The organism is Moraxella sp. FZFQ2102 (assembly GCF_024137865.1).
GTDB lineage: Bacteria > Pseudomonadota > Gammaproteobacteria > Pseudomonadales > Moraxellaceae > Moraxella.
Genome location: NZ_CP099960.1, coordinates 29,548 through 47,567, shown reverse-complemented (window position 1 = coordinate 47,567; position 18,020 = coordinate 29,548). Strand labels below are relative to the sequence as shown.

The 18,020-nt window shown below is 46.7% G+C and carries 15 protein-coding genes; 14 read left to right on the top strand and 1 reads right to left on the bottom strand.

Annotated features, from left to right (window positions below; all coding sequences use genetic code 11):
* The first annotated feature begins 128 nt into the window (after positions 1-128).
* The 6 genes from greA (at position 129) to NGM44_RS00175 (ending at position 7,819) form a co-directional block, all read left to right on the top strand.
* Positions 129-605, top strand: a complete 477-nt coding sequence (gene greA, locus NGM44_RS00200; RefSeq protein WP_253223689.1) for a transcription elongation factor GreA — start codon at positions 129-131, stop codon at positions 603-605.
* A gap of 8 nt (positions 606-613) precedes the next feature.
* Entirely contained in the window at positions 614-976 is a 363-nt protein-coding gene (locus NGM44_RS00195; RefSeq protein WP_253223688.1) for a SirB2 family protein, read from the top strand.
* A 245-nt stretch (positions 977-1,221) separates the two neighbouring features.
* Positions 1,222-4,038, top strand: coding sequence for a phosphoenolpyruvate--protein phosphotransferase (ptsP, locus tag NGM44_RS00190; protein ID WP_253223687.1), 2,817 nt, complete (start codon positions 1,222-1,224; stop codon positions 4,036-4,038).
* Positions 4,035-4,973, top strand: a complete 939-nt coding sequence (locus NGM44_RS00185) for a 1-phosphofructokinase family hexose kinase (protein WP_253223686.1) — start codon at positions 4,035-4,037, stop codon at positions 4,971-4,973. The genes ptsP and NGM44_RS00185 overlap by 4 nt, the downstream gene beginning before the upstream one ends.
* 80 nt (positions 4,974-5,053) lie before the next feature.
* Entirely contained in the window at positions 5,054-6,745 is a 1,692-nt protein-coding gene (locus NGM44_RS00180) for a fructose-specific PTS transporter subunit EIIC (RefSeq protein ID WP_253223685.1), read from the top strand.
* Positions 6,746-6,937: 192 nt separating this feature from the next.
* The gene (locus NGM44_RS00175; protein ID WP_253223684.1) at positions 6,938-7,819 is read left to right on the top strand and encodes a M23 family metallopeptidase; all 882 of its coding nucleotides are present in this window, start codon (positions 6,938-6,940) and stop codon (positions 7,817-7,819) included.
* A 144-nt stretch (positions 7,820-7,963) separates the two neighbouring features.
* On the opposite strand, the gene NGM44_RS00170 is transcribed toward NGM44_RS00175, so the two are convergent.
* Complete coding sequence (locus NGM44_RS00170; RefSeq protein WP_253223683.1) at positions 7,964-8,533, bottom strand: septal ring lytic transglycosylase RlpA family protein; 570 nt, start codon at positions 8,531-8,533, stop codon at positions 7,964-7,966.
* Positions 8,534-9,087: 554 nt separating this feature from the next.
* Between NGM44_RS00170 and NGM44_RS00165 the strand changes: the two genes are divergently transcribed.
* The 8 genes from NGM44_RS00165 to NGM44_RS00130 all read left to right on the top strand — a co-directional run bounded on the left by NGM44_RS00165 (position 9,088) and on the right by NGM44_RS00130 (position 18,020).
* Positions 9,088-9,891, top strand: coding sequence for a hypothetical protein (locus NGM44_RS00165; protein WP_253223682.1), 804 nt, complete (start codon positions 9,088-9,090; stop codon positions 9,889-9,891).
* Between the two features lie 138 nt (positions 9,892-10,029).
* Positions 10,030-11,112 carry a 3-phosphoserine/phosphohydroxythreonine transaminase gene (gene serC, locus NGM44_RS00160; protein WP_253223681.1) on the top strand — a complete coding sequence of 361 codons (1,083 nt, stop codon included), beginning with the start codon at positions 10,030-10,032 and terminating at the stop codon, positions 11,110-11,112.
* Between the two features lie 159 nt (positions 11,113-11,271).
* Positions 11,272-13,068: an extracellular solute-binding protein gene (locus tag NGM44_RS00155; RefSeq protein WP_253223680.1), complete on the top strand. Its 1,797-nt coding sequence runs from the start codon at positions 11,272-11,274 to the stop codon at positions 13,066-13,068.
* Between the two features lie 21 nt (positions 13,069-13,089).
* Positions 13,090-13,872 (top strand): hydroxyacylglutathione hydrolase, encoded by a 783-nt coding sequence (gloB, locus tag NGM44_RS00150; protein WP_253223679.1) that lies wholly within the window; start codon positions 13,090-13,092, stop codon positions 13,870-13,872.
* A 26-nt stretch (positions 13,873-13,898) separates the two neighbouring features.
* Positions 13,899-14,459, top strand: coding sequence for a manganese efflux pump MntP family protein (locus NGM44_RS00145; RefSeq protein WP_253223678.1), 561 nt, complete (start codon positions 13,899-13,901; stop codon positions 14,457-14,459).
* 9 nt (positions 14,460-14,468) lie between these two features.
* Positions 14,469-15,515 (top strand): ABC transporter permease subunit, encoded by a 1,047-nt coding sequence (locus tag NGM44_RS00140; protein ID WP_371923505.1) that lies wholly within the window; start codon positions 14,469-14,471, stop codon positions 15,513-15,515.
* Between the two features lie 2 nt (positions 15,516-15,517).
* Positions 15,518-16,549 (top strand): ABC transporter permease, encoded by a 1,032-nt coding sequence (locus NGM44_RS00135; RefSeq protein WP_253224694.1) that lies wholly within the window; start codon positions 15,518-15,520, stop codon positions 16,547-16,549.
* On the top strand, positions 16,527-18,020 hold the full coding sequence (locus NGM44_RS00130; protein WP_256470636.1) for an ABC transporter ATP-binding protein: 1,494 nt from the start codon (positions 16,527-16,529) through the stop codon (positions 18,018-18,020). The genes NGM44_RS00135 and NGM44_RS00130 overlap by 23 nt, the downstream gene beginning before the upstream one ends.

Below are 18,020 nucleotides of genomic sequence, written 5' to 3'. Positions count from 1 at the left end.
TTTAAAAAACCAAGTACAATAGCGGACAATTAACGAAATCTAAAGCCTTGCCAGATGAAAGTTTGGCAAGCTTTTTTGCATTTGATTTTTAATTTTGATTTCACAGAGTGAGACTGCAAGGAAAAGTTATGCAACGCTATCCGATGACCCCGCAAGGACACCAAGCGCTTGAAGAAGAGCTTAAGCAACTTAAAACTGTAGAACGCCCACGCATCACCATCGCCATCGCTGAAGCGCGCGAACATGGCGACCTAAAAGAAAATGCCGAGTACCACGCCGCACGCGAACAGCAAGGTCTGTGCGAAGCACGCATTCGTGACATCGAAGCGAAGCTTGGCGGTGCGCAGGTGATTGATCCGACCAAATTGCCACAAGATGGTCGTGTGGTGTTTGGCGTGACAGTTGAGCTTGAGAACCTTGACGATGGCGCAAAACGCCGCTACAAGATCGTCGGCGATGATGAAGCGGATTTTAAAACTGGTAAAATCTCGGTCAATTCACCGATCGCGCGTGGTCTGATCGGCAAATCAGAAGGCGACGAAGCCAAAATCCAAACCCCAAGCGGTGTGGCTGAGTTTGAAATTCTAGAAGTGATCTACGAATAAGGCGCGCGATGAAACATTTTCATATGCTACTTGCGGTGCTGACGCTCATCATTTTTGTGTGTCAAGCGCTGCCGATTTGGATGGGTAAGACCGCCAAGCGATCGGCGATGATCACAGGGGCAAGCCATCTGATCTATACGCTGCTGATGCTGACGGGCTTGTGGTTGTTTTGGCAGCTGTATCAAGTGGCGGGCGTGCAGCATTGGGCGATCGCTAAGCTTGTACTGCTGGTTGTTGCGGTATCAGCAACCATCAAAGCACTGCGTAATCAAGCTGTACAGCCATCACAAGCCAAAGCGGGCATGATGATCGCTGCGGTGGGGTATGTGGGCATTTTGTATTTGGCGATGGCAAAGCCACTGCTTGGCTGATATGCTGATGGCGACTATTAAGCCAAATTTTACAAAAAGCAAATCCAAGACAAATTCTAAGCTCAGAATTTGTCTTTTTTCATGTTCAAACTCAACAATTACAAAACCTGCATTAACCTTCGATGAAAAATATGCTAAAATCACCCGTTTTTGAATAATTTATAAGTTATTTGAAATAATGTAACACTAATTTTGCCAAAGAATTGCCCAAGGCATGACGACTGATAGAGTAACGAAAAGTGACAATGCTTAGCCTAACCGCTGATAATGTGCGTATGCAGGCGACTGCCCGCACCAAAGATGAAGCACTGCTGGTGCTCAGTGAGATTTTACACGCCGATGGATTGACGCAGCTTGACTATTTACAAGGTCTAAAAGATCGTGAAAATCAATCATCGACCTACTTAGGGCAGGGCATCGCCATTCCGCACGGCACGCCCAAGTCACGCAGCAGCATTTTGCAGACAGGTGTGCGCTTGGTGCATTTTCCTGATGGCGTGGTGTGGAATGATGCAGGTGATGTAGTGTATCTAGCGGTGGTGATCGCGGCACAGTCTGATGAGCATTTGCAGATTTTACAGAGCTTGACGCGCGCGCTTGGTGATGACATCAGCGAGCAGATTCGCGATGCTAAGACAGCCGATGATATTGTCAATGCGCTAGTCACCAAATCAAGCTTGCTGCTACAGGACAACCTGATCAAAACTGATAGTGCCGCAAGTCAAATCGATGAGCTGTATCTACAGGGCTTAACACTACTAAAGTCACAAGGCATGATCACATCGCTACTGATGCCAGCACATCAGCCGACGGCACTGAGCCACGCCATGCACTGTGTGGTACTAGAAAATCCTGCGGTCAAAGAATCGGCGATGGCATTGATTGCCAATGCGCGTGAAGCGCTGGCGGTGATCAGTGCGACACCGAGCATTGATCGTGCCAAATTATCATGGCTACTTGACGCATTGATCGATGAAAATCTGATCCAAGCGCTACAAACAGGCAATCGCACGGCGGTGCATAATCTGCTTGGCATCGAATCACAAGCCGACTGGCCAAGCGAAAGCGTCGTGCTGATGAATGAGCATGGCTTGCACGCGCGTCCTGCCACGGCGTTATCTGACCTTGCCAAGCTTGTCGCAGGCGAGATCAAAGTCGCTGTCGATGACGGTGCGTTCGTCTCAGCCAAAAGCCTAACGCGCCTGCTGTCATTGGGTGCACAAAAAGGTCAAACCCTAACTTTCATCGGCGAAACCAATACCGATGCAGTGGCGCATCTGCCGAAGCTGATCGCCGCGGTGCAAGCGGGTCTTGGCGAGAATGTACAAGCTGCACGCACAGTGACGAATCCGCTGCAAGTTATGCCAAGCCAAGACATCATTGCCTATGGTACTAAGACGCCTGCGGTCAGTGCATCACATGGCTTGGCGGTCGGCGAAGCTTATACGCCGAAAGTCGAACGCCTAAGCTATCCACTGACAGGGCAGCTGCCATCTGAAGAGATGTCGAAACTCATCGCTGCGATCAATGCTGTGAAGTTCGATCTAAAAGGACTGGTTGCCAGTGCGACCAATGCTGACATTGCGCAGATTTTCACCGCGCACATCGCATTACTAGAAGATGAAGAAGTAGTCTATGGCGCAAAAGATGGCATTGATGAAGGGCAATCAGCACCAGCGGCGTGGCACGCATTTATCGAACAATTGGCAAAAACTCAAGCATCGCTGAATAACGCCCTAATGGCTGAGCGCGCCCAAGATTTGCGCGATGTCGGCACAAAAGTAATGTACAAACTGCTTGGCAAAATCCCACCAAGCGCGCCTGATAATCCGTATGTACTGATCAAAGAAGACCTTGTGCCATCGGATGTGGCAAGTCTCGATCCTGCGCGCGTGGCAGGTATCATCACTGCAGTGGGTGGTGCAAGCTCGCACAGTGCCATCGTGGCGCGCGCTTTGGGTATTCCTGCTTTGGTTGGTGCAGGTCAAGGCGTGTTATCAATTGATAATGGCACGCCTGTGCTACTAGACGGTGGTGAAGGCTGGTTCGTGGTTGAGCCAAGCCAAACCTTGATCCAAGATTGCCAACAAGCACAAATCGAACGCCGCGAACAAAAACGCTTAGCATTACAGTACGCGAGCGAACCTGCGATCACGACAGATGGTCATCAAATCGAGATCGCTGCGAACATCGGCAATGTCAGTGATACTGCCAATGCCGTGGCAAATGGTGCTGAAGGCGTGGGGCTATTGCGCACCGAGCTTGTATTCATGTCGCATTCACAAGTACCTGATGTTAAGACACAAATCGCTGATTATGAACAAGTTTTTGATGCGCTGGATGGTCGCCCATTGGTGGTGCGCTTGCTTGATATCGGTGGGGATAAGGCGTTGCCATATCTACCGATGCCAAGCGAAGAAAACCCATTTCTTGGCTTGCGCGGCGTGCGATTATTGTTAAGTCGTCCTGAATTTTTACGCGATCAATTAACCGCATTGATCCTAGCGTCAAAAGGTCGTGATCTGCGTATTATGTTCCCGATGATCGGTCGCATCGAAGAGTGGCGAGCGGCGCGCGCAATTCTTGATGAAGTATTGGTAGAGCATCCGCATGATAAGCTACAAGTCGGCATCATGCTAGAAGTACCAAGCGCGGCAGTAATGGCAGATCAGTTGGCGCGTGAAGTGGATTTTTTCAGTGTTGGCACGAATGATTTGACGCAGTATGTGTTGGCGATTGACCGCGGTCATCCTTTATTATCTAAGGATGCTGACGGTTTGCACCCAAGTATTTTGCGCTTGATCTCAATGACTGTCGAAGCGGCGCACAAGCATGGCAAATGGGTCGGCGTCTGTGGTGAGCTTGCCAGTGATCCAAAAGCTGTGCCGATTTTGCTTGGCTTAGGGGTCGATGAATTATCGATGTCAGGCTCAAGTATCGCCTTGACCAAAGCCTTGGTGCGTACGCTGAGCTTTAGAGCAGCACAGAACCTTGCCACACGCGCCCTAGAGTGCCAAACAGCAAGCGAAGTGCGCGCTTTGTCGATGGATGGTGATGCATGAGTAAGTCAGTTTTGTGCATCACGCTAAACCCTGCGATTGACATGACCATGACGGTTGATCAGCTGACACTGGGTGAAGTCAATCGCGCAAGCCGTGTCCAAGTCGATGCAGCGGGCAAGGCGCTCAATTCGGCGCAAGTGCTGAGCGAACTTGGGCTGACTTGCCATGCGACTGGGTTTTTGGGTGCGGATAATGATGCAATTTTTAAGAAATTATTCAGCCAAAAAACCGCACGCGGCGATATCTTGAACAACAATTTTATCTGCGTGGCAGGCGAGACGCGCACCAATGTCAAGCTTGTCGATGACGGCACAACGACTGATGTCAATGGCAAAGGCTTTATCGTGGGCGCATCAGATATTCAAGCCTTGTTCGATCAAGTAGGCACGCTTGCCAAAACTTGTGATGCAGTGCTTGTTGCGGGTAGTTTGCCGTCTGGATTCTCACTAGACGATTTTCAAGAGTTACTACAGATTTTGACTGATGTCAATGATCGAATTGCTGTCGATGTCAGTGGTGATGCGCTAAAAATCGCAATCAACCATCCGCTGTGGCTGATCAAGCCCAATGAAGATGAATTGGCGGATGCTTTTGGTGTGCAGGCAGATACTTTGGATGCGCAGCGCGCACTGTTCGCCAATCTGAATACCAATATTGAGCACATTGTGATTTCGATGGGTGCGCATGGTGTCAATTGGCTGCATCGAGACCAAGTTTTGGTTGCTAAGCCCCCAGTGATGCAGGTACAAAGCACAGTTGGTGCTGGCGATACTTTGGTTGCGGGCATGATTTTTGGGCTATTATCCGATGCTGATCCTAGTGCTGTTTTGCGTCAAGCGGTGGCATTATCAGCGCACGCGGTGAGTATCGTTGGTTTTGGTGTGCCCAATACCGATGAGTTGCAATCATTGATCGCGCAAGTACAAATTCAGTGACGATTGGCACAGCCAAATATTAGATAAATTTATCATCAGTTAAACAAGATTATTTTTCATTTATTGTTAAGGATTTTTCAATGCAAAATCCACTTCCCCAAGCAGTCGCCATCAGCGTCATCAGCACATCAGCGCATGGCGTATTATTGGCAAAAAAACTTCAGCAAAGCTTGCTGCAACAAGGCATCAGCGCGACCATCATCGATGCAGATAGCGCATCTGATGCACAGCGTATTTTTATCGCTGATCATGCATCAGCACGCCAAGATGGCATCGTGATTAATGCTAATGAGCATGATGGCAGTGCTTTTACAGATAGCTATTTTCAGCAAATTTTTAATAATCAAACTGCACCGACAAGCACAGCCACTGATAAGCCACTACATTTTGTGGCAATCACCGCTTGCCCAACAGGTGTTGCACATACTTTTATGGCGGCAGATGCGCTGAAGCTTGGTGCTGAGCGTCGCGGCTATAGCATTGATGTCGAAACCCAAGGTTCTGTGGGTGCAAAAAATATCTTAACCCAAGACAGCATTGATCGCGCAGATTTTGTGATTTTGGCGACAGACATCGAAGTCAATACCGATCGATTTGTTGGTAAAAAAGTCTATCGCTGTGGTACAGGCGTGGCGCTCAAGCAGACCGATAAAGCATTCGATGATGCCATCAGTACCGCGCAATTATTGGCAAGTGCCAAATCAGCAAGTGCTGATAAAACCGATGGCGCAAGCACCCAAAAAGCAGGCGTCTATAAGCACCTTTTGACAGGGGTGTCATATATGTTGCCGATGGTCGTGGCAGGTGGTTTGTTAATCGCGCTGTCGTTTGTCTTTGGTATCAATGCCTTTGAACAAGAAGGTTCATTGGCAGCGGCTCTGATGGGTACAGGTAAAGCTGCTTTTGGCTTGATGGTGCCTTTATTATCAGGTTATATTGCCTATTCGATCGCCGATCGTCCAGGTTTGGCGGCAGGTCTGATCGGTGGCGCACTGGCTGGCACACTGGGCGCAGGCTTTTTGGGCGGTATCGCGGCAGGCTTTTTGGCAGGTTATGTGTCATTATTTCTTGCCAAACAGCTGAAGCTGCCTGTAACGATGGAAGCATTGAAGCCGATTTTAATCATTCCATTATTAAGTAGCCTAGTGGTTGGTCTTGCGATGTATTATGTCATCGGCGCGCCTGTTGCTTATCTATTAAGCCAAATGGAGCATTTCCTTGCCAATATGGGTACGGCGAATGCGGTGATTTTGGGCATGATTTTGGCAGGCATGATGTGTGTTGATTTGGGTGGTCCAATCAACAAAGCTGCTTATGCCTTCTCGGTGGGCTTATTGACATCAGAAAGCTATTTTCCGATGGCGGCAGCGATGGCAGGGGGTATGGTACCTGCGATCGGTATCGGTATTGCCACCATCTTGGCTGCCAAAAAATTCACCGATAACGAGCGCAATGCTGGTAAAGTGGCGATGGTGCTTGGCGCGTGCTTTATTTCTGAAGGGGCGATCCCATTCGCTGCCAAAGACCCTGTGCGTGTCATCCCATGCTGTATCGCAGGCGGCGTGCTGACTGGTGCATTGGTGGCGTTGTTCGACATTACTTTGGTTGCACCGCATGGTGGTGTGTTCGTGTTATTAATCCCTGGTGCGGTCAATCACGCCTTGATGTATCTGGTGGCGATCGCAGCAGGTAGTGTACTGACAGGCGTGGCGTACGCTTTGGTGAAGCAAAAAGATCCTGCACTGACAGCACCAGTTGCGACACAAGCGTGAAGCCATATAGTTGAAAAGCTGTAAAACAAATTGACAAAAAGATACAAAACCTGCCATTTGGCGGGTTTTGTGTTATTGATCATCATGTTACAATACCGAACCAATGTTAGGTTGTGATTTTGACAGCCGTCGGCGTTTGGATAAAGATTTGATTTTTGTGTTATTTTAATAAAAAGTGATGTGGAGAAAACAATGCGCGCAGTGACTCAGTCGGCTCATTCGATGAAGATGGCAACGACGGCGACGGTTTTGATGGCTTGTGTTTTAGCAGGGTGCGCCAGCAAGCCCAGTTATAACAGCTCAACAGGTCAAGGCGGCTCATCGCGCAGCACTCAAGTCATCACGGACAAAAAGGGCGTGCCAAATCGCTATCAAGTCAAGCAAGGCGATACTGTGGGTAAGATTGCACAGCGTTATGGATTAGACTGGCGCGAAATCGGTCGTATGAATAATTTGAACAGTAATTACACCATCTACACAGGGCAATGGCTGACGCTATGGACAGGCAGTGTCAGCGCACGCGATCGCAATACGCGCAGCAGCACAACGCCACGCGCCCAAACCCAAACCACCCAAACGACAACGCGCACCACCACGCCGACCGTTGCACCACAGCCAGCACCGCGTACACCACCAACCATCGCTGCACCAACAGCCAGTACCGCACCATTTGCCACAGGCAGCTCAGGCGTGATGCAGTTCCGCTATCCTGTCGGCACAAGCAACCCTGTCGTACGCCGTTTCGGCACGCATAACATCAATGGACAAATGGTCTCATCGAACGGGATGTGGTTCTCAGGCAAAGAAGGCGATGCCATTAACGCAGCACGCGCAGGCACAGTGATTCATGTCGATAAAGACAGCGTGGCAGAATCAACGATCCTAATTCAGCATACCGACGGCTTCGTCTCTAGCTATGTGTATATCAAAGATGCGCGCGTCAAATCAGGCGATACTGTCAATCAAGGACAGCGCATCGCCGGTATGAAAGCTCAGCGCGGCGGTGTTGCCTTATTTGAGTTCCGTGTCGCGCGTAACAATGTCTATGTCGATCCTTTGACTGTGTTGAAGTGATTTTTAAATACCAAAAACTTCATATGTCAAACCGATGAGTCAAATCATCGGTTTTTTATTGGTAAAATTACAAATTCATGAGCAAAATTTTACCCCCAGTTGATCACAAACTGGAGGTAAGGCATAAAATTGGTCAAACTATCATCAGTCGATGCGCTCGATGGTGACATTGCCGACATTGCCTGTCATGCCGATGGCTTTAGCAGCACCATAAGATAGACTCAGCGCGCTGCTGCCTGATGATGGGCGATCGTTGATTTTCACTACGACAGATTTGCCATTGTCACGGTTAGTGACGCGAACATAGCAGTTCATTGGCAATGAGCTGTGTGCGGCGGTCATGGCATTCATATCAAAAGTTTCACCACTTGCAGTCTTGCGACCATGGAACTGACGACCATACCATGAAGCCAAGCCAGTTTGCTTGAATTTATTGACGGTACTAGAAGCAACAGCGGTGAGTTTTTCTAGAACAGGAGTGTCTGAATCTGCTTTTTTGGCATTTTTAGCATTTTGTGCCATCAATGGGCTGTTTAGTGCCAATGATGCAGGTTGGCGAGCAGTTTTTACCAAGCGCGATGCATTATTATGCTGTGCGGTCAGCTGCCCTAGGACATTGTCGATGTTCGTTGGGTTTGAATCACCTGCATAAGCGCAGAAACTAGCACTGGCGATTAGTGTGAATCCAAACAAAGATTTGCCAACTGTTTTCATGGTTGCCTCTTTAGTGTTGAAAGCTTTATATGGCTACTTGCCAACGAGCGTCATCAATAACGAAATAAAGTCGCTACTATCAAGTATCAATACCATTGTAAAAGTATTAATAACAAGTAAGTTTACATTATCCCAAGTCATCCAACTTACAAACAAGATGATCGGGGTTTAAAAACGACACAAACTACAATAAAGCAAAGACTTCAATCAGTTTGTACACAGTTTTTGACTTGTAAAACATTGCCAAATTTATGCCACATTTTGTTACATTTTTGGCGATGCTCAATAAGTCATTGATCAAAACATTTTTTGACAATCCTATATTAGCACCATTTTTCGAAAATACAAGGGTAAATTGGCACAAAAAATGACTGTTTTGTTCATTTTGTGTAGTTTCTTCGGGGATTTTGGGCAATTTATGTATGATTTATCGATAATTTATTGATAAATTGCATGATAGCGCGCACGGAAATTGATGAAAAATTTGGCAAAAATCATCAATTTGGTGTAAGCTATAAAGCTATTTTTGTGCTTATGCGATGGGTTGAATAGTCATGCGACAGTCGTCATCTGTGTTATCTCAGAACCGTTTGATCTATGATCAATTGGAGCTTGTGCTGTGGGCGGATCGTACACAGCCGACGATGCGCATCATGCCAGATGTTGGACTTAAACAAGAATTTAAACAAGAAAATCATCAGACAACAACTTCAGCACAATCAGCACAGATAATTAAGAATAACTTAAGCGTAGATAATAAGACAAGAAAAGAGCAGGCTTCAGCACGCCCAAATGCTGTATCTTATACTGAAGTGTCGTCTTATCTTGATAAATTGGCAAAAAAAATCAGTACAAATCAAGATACCATCCAAAACACCGTCCAAGATACCAGTGATTCTAAAAGTACAAATACCACACAACTAAGCGATGCCGCAGACTTGTTTATCGATACCATTAAATTTCATCTGCAAGCGTTTAGCTATTGTGATTGGATGGTGTTGATCGATCACACCGATCTTGACAGTGCAGAGCTTACTACTTGGCAATCGCTGACTGCCGCGCTCAATAAAAGTCAGCAAGGCGCGTTTGCGATGCGTGAGATGCATTATCCGTCTTTTGATGATGATCCGTTTGCCAATCAGCTGTCGGCGGTGAACAGTGGTTTTAAGGGATTTATTTTTGGGCTGCGCCTAAAAAGCCCACAGGTGGATAAATTGGCGGTATTGACCGCGTTGCCATCGTGCTTAAACTTGGATGAATTAAGTATGTTTAAACAAATTAATCATCAATATTCCTTAGATGCCATGCAAAATGATCCGCAGCTAAAAAAACAATTTTGGCAATTATTACACACCTAATGCCTTTGATCATATCAGTCTGATTGGTTGATCGATAAATAGAGCAATTTAAGTAAATTGCCAGCAAATTCTTTGCCAAAGCTTATGCATTTCATGTTAGAATAAGTAGAATTTTTCACCCAAATTAAGGATATTTTCATGACCCGTTTAGCGAATTTTTGTGCAGGTCCTGCCAGTATGCCGACCGCTGTGCTTGAGCGCGCCCAAGCTGAGATGCTTGATTGGCAAGGCATTGGCGCATCGGTGATGGAGCTGAGCCACCGCAGTGCTGATTATATTGAGATGGCTGAGCGTGCCGAAGCCAATTTGCGTAAGCTGATGAATATCAGTGATGAATATGCTGTGCTGTTTTTACAAGGTGGTGCGGCGCTGCAATTTTCTAGTATTCCTTTAAATTTGCTAAATAATGGCACAGCGGATTATTTGGATACTGGTGCGTGGTCAGCCAAGGCATATAAAGAAGCCAAGCGCTATGAAGCATTGGGTCTTGGCAAGGTAAACTTGGTCGCGCAAGGTGATGGCAGCGATGTGCCAGCGTTTGATACTTGGCAGCTAAGCGATGGCGCAAGCTATTTTCACTATTGCCCAAATGAGACCATTCATGGTGTGCAGATCTTTGATGTGCCACAGGTGAACGCGCCGATTGTCGCTGATATGTCGTCGTGCATCTTGTCAGAGGCTGTTGATGTGAATCAGTTTGGCATGATTTATGCAGGGGCGCAAAAGAACATTGGCCCTGCAGGTCTGACATTGGTCATCGTGCGTAAGGATTTGCTTGAGCAGGCAAGCCCTTGGTGCCCAAATGTGATGAATTATAAAAATCAATTTGAAAATGATTCAATGCTGAACACGCCATCGACCTATGCGTGGTATCTATCAGGCTTGGTGTTTGAATGGCTGCTTGAGCAAGGCGGTGTGGATGCGATCGCTAAGGTCAATCGTGCCAAGGCAAAAGCGCTGTATGACGCCATCGATGGCAGCGATTTTTATACCAATAAAGTCAATCCTGCGCACCGCTCTATCATGAATGTGCCGTTCCAATTGGCGGATAGCAATCTTGATAAACTATTCTTGGAAGAAAGCAAGGCGGTAGGCTTATTAAACCTAAAAGGTCACCGCGCCGTCGGCGGTATGCGCGCAAGTATCTATAATGCTATCACTCTTGAACAGGTGCAGGCGTTGGTCAGCTTTATGGCAGAGTTTGAGCGTAAGCACGGCTGATATTATTAATTTTAACTTAATATGCCATTATTTCAGCGATATGGACAACAGCCACGAACCTGCAAGGTGGGTTCGTGGTTTTTGCCATGTTTGCTGACCGTATGTTTGCTTCCGTGCTTGGTAGCTTGTAGCGATACTGATGGTAATAGTGGGCAAGCTGTGCAATCAGTCGCTGTCAAGCGATTGGACGCTGCAAATCTAAGCGATGCCCAAAAGCATAGCCACTTGGCAGATGGTGTCATCACCACGACGACGCTTACGGTGAATAATAGCGTGCAATATGCTGACGCGACCCATCTGCCCTATGCCAATCCGAATGCGCCTAAAGGTGGCGTGCTGTCAATGCCTGCCATCGGGATGTTTAACAGCGTTAATAGCTTTATTGATCAAGGCGTGCCAGCGACAGGGACTTTTTATCTGTATGATACCTTGATGGCAGGATCGCTTGATGAAGCCTTTGTGCTATATCCGCAGCTTGCCGAGAAAGTCACGCACAATCCTGATGATAAAAGCTGGATCATTTATCATATCCACCCAAAGGCAAGATTCTGGGATGGTAGTGCAGTCACGGCTGATGATGTCAAGTCTACTTTTGAGCATATCTTAACAAATGGCTTGATGTCGTGGCGATCATTTTTGGGCGGTATCATCGCCATCAAGACACTAGATCAGCATCGCGTGAAGTTTTATTTTGATGAGGGTGCATCAGCTGATCTTGGCATGACGGTGGGTTTGATGCCGATTTTTGCCAAAAAAGACATTGATGCGCGCTTTAGTCAGCCAAGTCTGACACCGCTATTGGGCAGTGGTGCATATCGGCTTGATATTGCTGAGCCATCACGCCGCATTCGCTATGTGCGCGATGCCAATTATTGGGGTGATGATGTGATGGTCAATCGTGGGCGGTTCAACTTCGATGCCATTGAATATCAGTACTTTGCCGATGATGCGGTGGCGTTCGAAGCGTTCAAATCAGGGCAATATCAGTTTCGCACAGAAGCTGATATTAAGCGTTGGGCAAGCTTTGATCCTAAGCAAAATAATTTACCGATTATTAAATCAGAACTAAGCAATCAAAATCCTGTCTTAATGCAGGGCTTGGTGATCAACTTACGCAAGGCGAAATTTAGCGATATTCGCGTGCGTCGCGCGCTGAATTTGGCTTTTGATTTTGAATGGGTAAATGCGCAATTATTATACGGTGAATATCAGCGGCTTAATAGCTATTTTTATGGCTCAAACATCGCCGCCAAGGGCAAGCCTTCAGCAGAAGAGTTGGTGATTTTACAATCACTACCTTTAAGTGAAATTGAACAATCAGCACTTGATGGTGTGCCTACTCAGCCAGTATCCGCAGGCGATGGCATCAATCGTGATAATTTGCTCAAAGCGCGGCAATTGCTCTTGCAAGCTGGGTTTGGTTATCAAAATGGACAATTGATCGATCAGCAAGGCAAGGTGGTCAGCATTGAGATTTTAGTGGCTGATGATAAGCACCAAGCGATTTTATTGCCTTATGTGAAAAACTTACAAAGGCTTGGGTTTGACGCCAGTATTCGCCGCATGGACAATGCCAGCTATCTTGCGCGCAAGCGAGCATTTAACTTTGACATGATCATCGACAGCTTCATGCAGGGCAATGCACCGGGGGCGGAGCAGGCGTATCTGTGGGGGTCGGCAGCGGCTGATGAAATGGGTAATCAAAACACCATCGGCATCAAAAGCCACGCCATCGATGCCATCATCACAAAGCTTGCCCAAGCCACCACGCGCCACGATGTCGAAATCTATGCCAAAGTGCTTGATCGGCTTCTGCTCGCGGGCGAATATATGATACCATGGTATGGGAAAAACTCCACCGATGTCATGTATTATCACGGCTATCAGCATCCAAATCGCTTGCCGACGAACAGTATTGGGCTGGATTATTGGTGGTATGATGCACAGCAAGAATAAAAATACTATTTGGAATTGTTTATGAAAACTTATCAAATACACGCAATTAAGGCTTTCGATGATAATTATATTTGGGTGATCGTTCGCGATGATCAAGCGGTGATTATTGATCCAGGTTCGGCAGCAGAAGTTGAGACATTTTTACAAGATCATCAACTAAACCTACAAGCCATTTTAATTACTCATCATCATAATGATCATATCGGTGGCGTGGCAGCTTTGATGGACAAATATAAAGACTGTGCATTGTACGCACATAGTCATCACGGTGTAGCCCAAGCCAATGCAGTCGATGAAGGCGATATCGTCACGGTGCTTGGACTTGAGTTTGCTGTGTGGCAAAGCTTTGGACATACGGATAGCCACATCAGCTATCTTGTGCAAATCGACGGTGCTATGCGCGTGTTCTGCGGCGATACACTGTTCAGCGGTGGTTGTGGACGCGTATTTACAGGGACGATCGAGCAGCTGTTCGCAAGTTTTCAGCGCTATTTGACCCTATCCGATGATACGCTATTTTATCCTGCGCATGAATATACGCTGTCAAATTTACGATTTGCCAAGGCGGTGGCAGTAGATGGTGATTTGCCACAGATTGATAAGATGTATGATCAAGTGAGCAAAACTTTAGCAGATGGTGGCATCAGCTTGCCTGTGAGCCTAGATCATGAAAAGGACTGCAATGTCTTTATCCAAGCTTGCAATGCTGATAAAGCAAAACAAATCGCCATGAAAAATAACTTAACAGACAGCTCACCACTTGCAGTGTTCACTTGGCTGAGAGAATCCAAGAATAATTTTTAATTTAAATAAATAATATTGAGTAAAATATGAGTTGGTTTGCCCTGATTGTCCTAGCTTTTGGTATGTCGATGGATGCCTTTTCGGTCGCCATCGCCAAAGGTACGGCAGCGCGCGGCATGACTTTTACCAAGGCGATCAAGCATGGCTTGGTATTTGGCGTGGTGGAAGCGATCGCGCCGATTTTGGGTTGGCTACTTGGCATGGTAGCGCAGCAGTGGATGGCAAGCGTCGATCATTGGATTGGCTTTACATTATTGACCATCCTTGGTATTCGCTGTATTTATGAAGCGATTTGGAGTGATAACGATGATGACGATGCGCCGAATCGTACGGGGATTTGGCTATTCATCACGGCGATTGCCACCAGTATTGATGCGATGGTCGTGGGCGTATCGCTTGCCTTTTTGGAAGTTAATATTTGGCTTGCAGCACTGATGATTGGTCTTGCAACGACGACGATGGCGACGATTGGCTTGTATCTGGGACGACAATTGGGCGAGCGATTCGGCAAGGGCGCGATGATTGCAGGCGGCTTGGTGCTGGTTGCGATTGGCTCATCGATATTGTATTCTCACTTAACAGCCTAAGGGATTATCGTGCATTATTTGGCTAAGCGTATTCTGCTAATAATACCGACGCTTTTTGTCATTTTGCTAATCAATTTTGCCATCGTACAAATTGCACCCGGCGGGCCGCTTGAGCAGCAACTTGCCAAAATCCAAGCCGAGCAGCAAGCACTATCCGCACAAGGCTTTCAGCTTGCCACGATCAATTATCAAGGGGCAAGCGGTCTAAGTCCTGAGATGCTTGCTGAGCTAAATACGCGATTTGGCTTTGATTTGCCTGTGGTTGAGCGATTTTGGCTGATGCTATCGCAATTTGCGCGCTTTGATCTTGGGCAATCATTTTTTCAAGGGCAGGCGGTACTTGATTTGATCACCCAAAAACTCCCCATTACGCTACTGTTTGGCGCGCTTAGCCTGATTGTGATGTATGGCATGGGTGTGTGGCTTGGGGTGCATAAGGCGCGTCGGCATGGTTCGCTGACTGATACGCTGACCACGCTGCTGCTTGCCGCGCTGCACGCTTTGCCTGTGTTTATGCTGGCACTGCTTTTGCTTGTGCTGTTCGCAGGTAATGAATTTTGGCGCATTTTTCCCATGCAGGGCATCATGTCGGCAAATTTTTATGAGTTAAGTTTATTTAATAAAATTAAAGATTTGCTTTGGCATCTCACCTTACCTGTCTTGGCAAGTAGTGTTGGCACTATCGCAGGCATTGCGTATTTGACCAAGTTCAGCATTTTATCACAAGTACAATCCCCTTACGTCTTTGCCATGCAGGCCCAAGGCATCAGCCGAAGCCGCCTGATTTATTCACAAGTTCTAAAAAATGCTTTATTGCCAGTTGCTGCCAATTTACCAATGGCGGTGATCGGCGTGCTGTTTTCGGGTAATTTTCTGATTGAAGTGATTTTTGGCATTGATGGGCTTGGTAGATTGGCTTTTGATGCGGTGATGCAGCGTGATTATCCACTGATGTTTGGCATCTTGTATGTCTTTACCTTGCTTGGCATGGTGGTGCAGCTTGTTTTTGATTTGTTGTATCAATGGCTTGATCCACGCGTGGACTTTGGGCGGTGATGATGGCGCAGCATTTTTCACTCGATCAATCGCAATATCGCACACGCTGGGCAAGATTTCGCAAGCAGAAGCTAGCTGTGATTTCATTGTTTATGTTTATAATCATTTTTGTATTATCATTAGGTGCACCACTGATCGCTAACGATAAACCACTATTGGTATCTTATCAAAATTCGCTGTATTCGCCGATCATTCATAATTATCCTGAGACTACTTTTGGCGGGGTATTTGAGACCAGTGCCGATTACCAAGATCCAGCGGTGCAGGCGATGATTAATAAGCATGGCTATATAATATCTGCGCCACTACCTTATGGTGAATATAGCCTTGTATTAGATGCGGATACGCCACATCCGAGCGCGCCAAGTATGAGCCATCCGCTTGGTACAGATGATGTGGGGCGTGATGTGCTTGCGCGTATTTTGTACGCACTGCGTGTATCTTTGCTATTTGGTATTGGTTTGAGTGTGATCGGTTCGATGATTGGTGTGTTTGTCGGTGCAGTGATGGGTTATTTTGGCGGCGTGGCTGATTTATTAGGTCAAAGGCTGCTTGAGATTTGGATTGGTCTGCCTCAGCTTTTTGTGTTGATAATTCTTGCCAGTATTTTTGTGCCATCGACGCAGGTGCTGTTTTTGCTATTATTGAGTTTTGGGTGGCTGACGCTTGTGCCGATGACGCGGGTGCATTTTATGAAAATGCGCCGTGAAGGCTATGTGACAGCTGCGCAAAACCTTGGCATTCATCCTGTGCGTATCATGCTGCGCCATATTTTGCCAAGTACGATTTTACTTGTGCTGTCGCAGCTGCCCTTTGTGATGGTGATGAATATTTCTGCTTTGACGACGCTTGATTTTCTTGGTTTGGGCTTGCCTGTGGGCACAGCAAGTTTGGGTGAATTATTGGCACAAGGCAAGAACCATCTGGATGCGCCGCATTTGGTGTTATCAGGCTTTGTGGTGCTTGCTGTGGTGCTGTCGTTGTTGATTTTTATTGGGGAAGGGCTGCGCAATGCATTTGACATCAAGCACTAAGCCTGGTTTGATAAGTATTAAAAATTTATCAATTTGCCTTAATGGTGAAAATCATAATAAAACTATTATTGATAAGCTAAGCTTATCAATATCAAGCGGTGAAATCTTCGGCATCTCAGGGCGTTCGGGTATGGGTAAGACAAGCCTGATGCTCTCCTTGTTAGGACTATTGCCCAAGTCATTTGCTGTACAAGCTGAGCAAGTCAGCATTGATGGACAAGTGATTGACATAGCCAAGCAGGGCGATGATTGGGTGTTTGCTGCGGTGCGTGGTAAACGGATTGGCTATATTTTTCAAGAGCCAAAAGCGGTATTTAGCCCGACGCACACAGTGGCGCAAAGCTTTGAGCGGATTTTTCGCAGTCAATCTAAAGGAGCGGTGCCAAAATCTGCTTGGCGTGATGAGATGATAAGACTGCTAAAGCTTGTGCAGCTGCCCAATCCCAGTGGGTTTCTGCGCCGTTATCCGCATGAGCTGTCAGGTGGTGAAGCGCGTCGCATTAGTGTTGCACAGGTGCTTGCCCTACAGCCACAAATCATCATCGCCGATGAACCGACAGGTGCGTTGGATGCTGAGTTAAAAGATGAAATTTTAAAACTACTGGTATCTATCGTGCGCACGCAGGACATGGCTTTGGTACTAATCAGTCATGATTTGCCAAGTCTTGTGGTGCATTGTGATCGCTTGATGGTGATGGATCAATCGCAGTGTTTTATTGGTGCTATCAATCAAGTGCGTGCGCATTCATTGGGTAGGCAGTTATTGGCAGCGGATTTTGGTAAACCTATCATTTATCATACCACTGATAAAAATATCTTAACCGTTCAAAATCTAAGATTATCTTATCAAAAATTTTGGACGCGCAGCACTTATAGTATCAATATTCCAGATTTTCACATCAATCATGGCGAAATCATCGGATTGATGGGAGGCTCTGGTCATGGTAAATCAAGCCTTGCGCGCGCGATCACGCGCCTAGATCCACGATTAACTATAGCAGGTCAAATCATCATCAATGGCGATGACATCAGTAAATTTCGCGGCACAAAGCTTAGAAGTTTACGAAAACAAACACAGCTTGTCATGCAAGAAGTCCGTTCAAGTTTTAATCCATATTTAACAATCTTAGACAGTCTGCTTGAAGCGGTGGATGGTGGACGAAGTACCGCTGTGATGCCGATGATATCTGAATTGCTTGAGTTGTGTGGTTTATCGCCAAATGTGCTATCAAAACTACCGCACGAGATTTCTGGTGGTGAATGCCAACGCCTGTGCATTGTCCGTGCTTTACTGGCAAGACCCGGTCTCTTAATTCTTGATGAGCCGACGACCATGCTCGATCGCATTGCTACGACGCAATTTTTGGCATTACTGCGTAAAATCAACCAAGAAAAAGCCACAGCAATCTTACTGATCAGTCATGATCGAGAAGTGATTGATGCTGTGTGCCATCGGGTGGTTTTGTTGTAG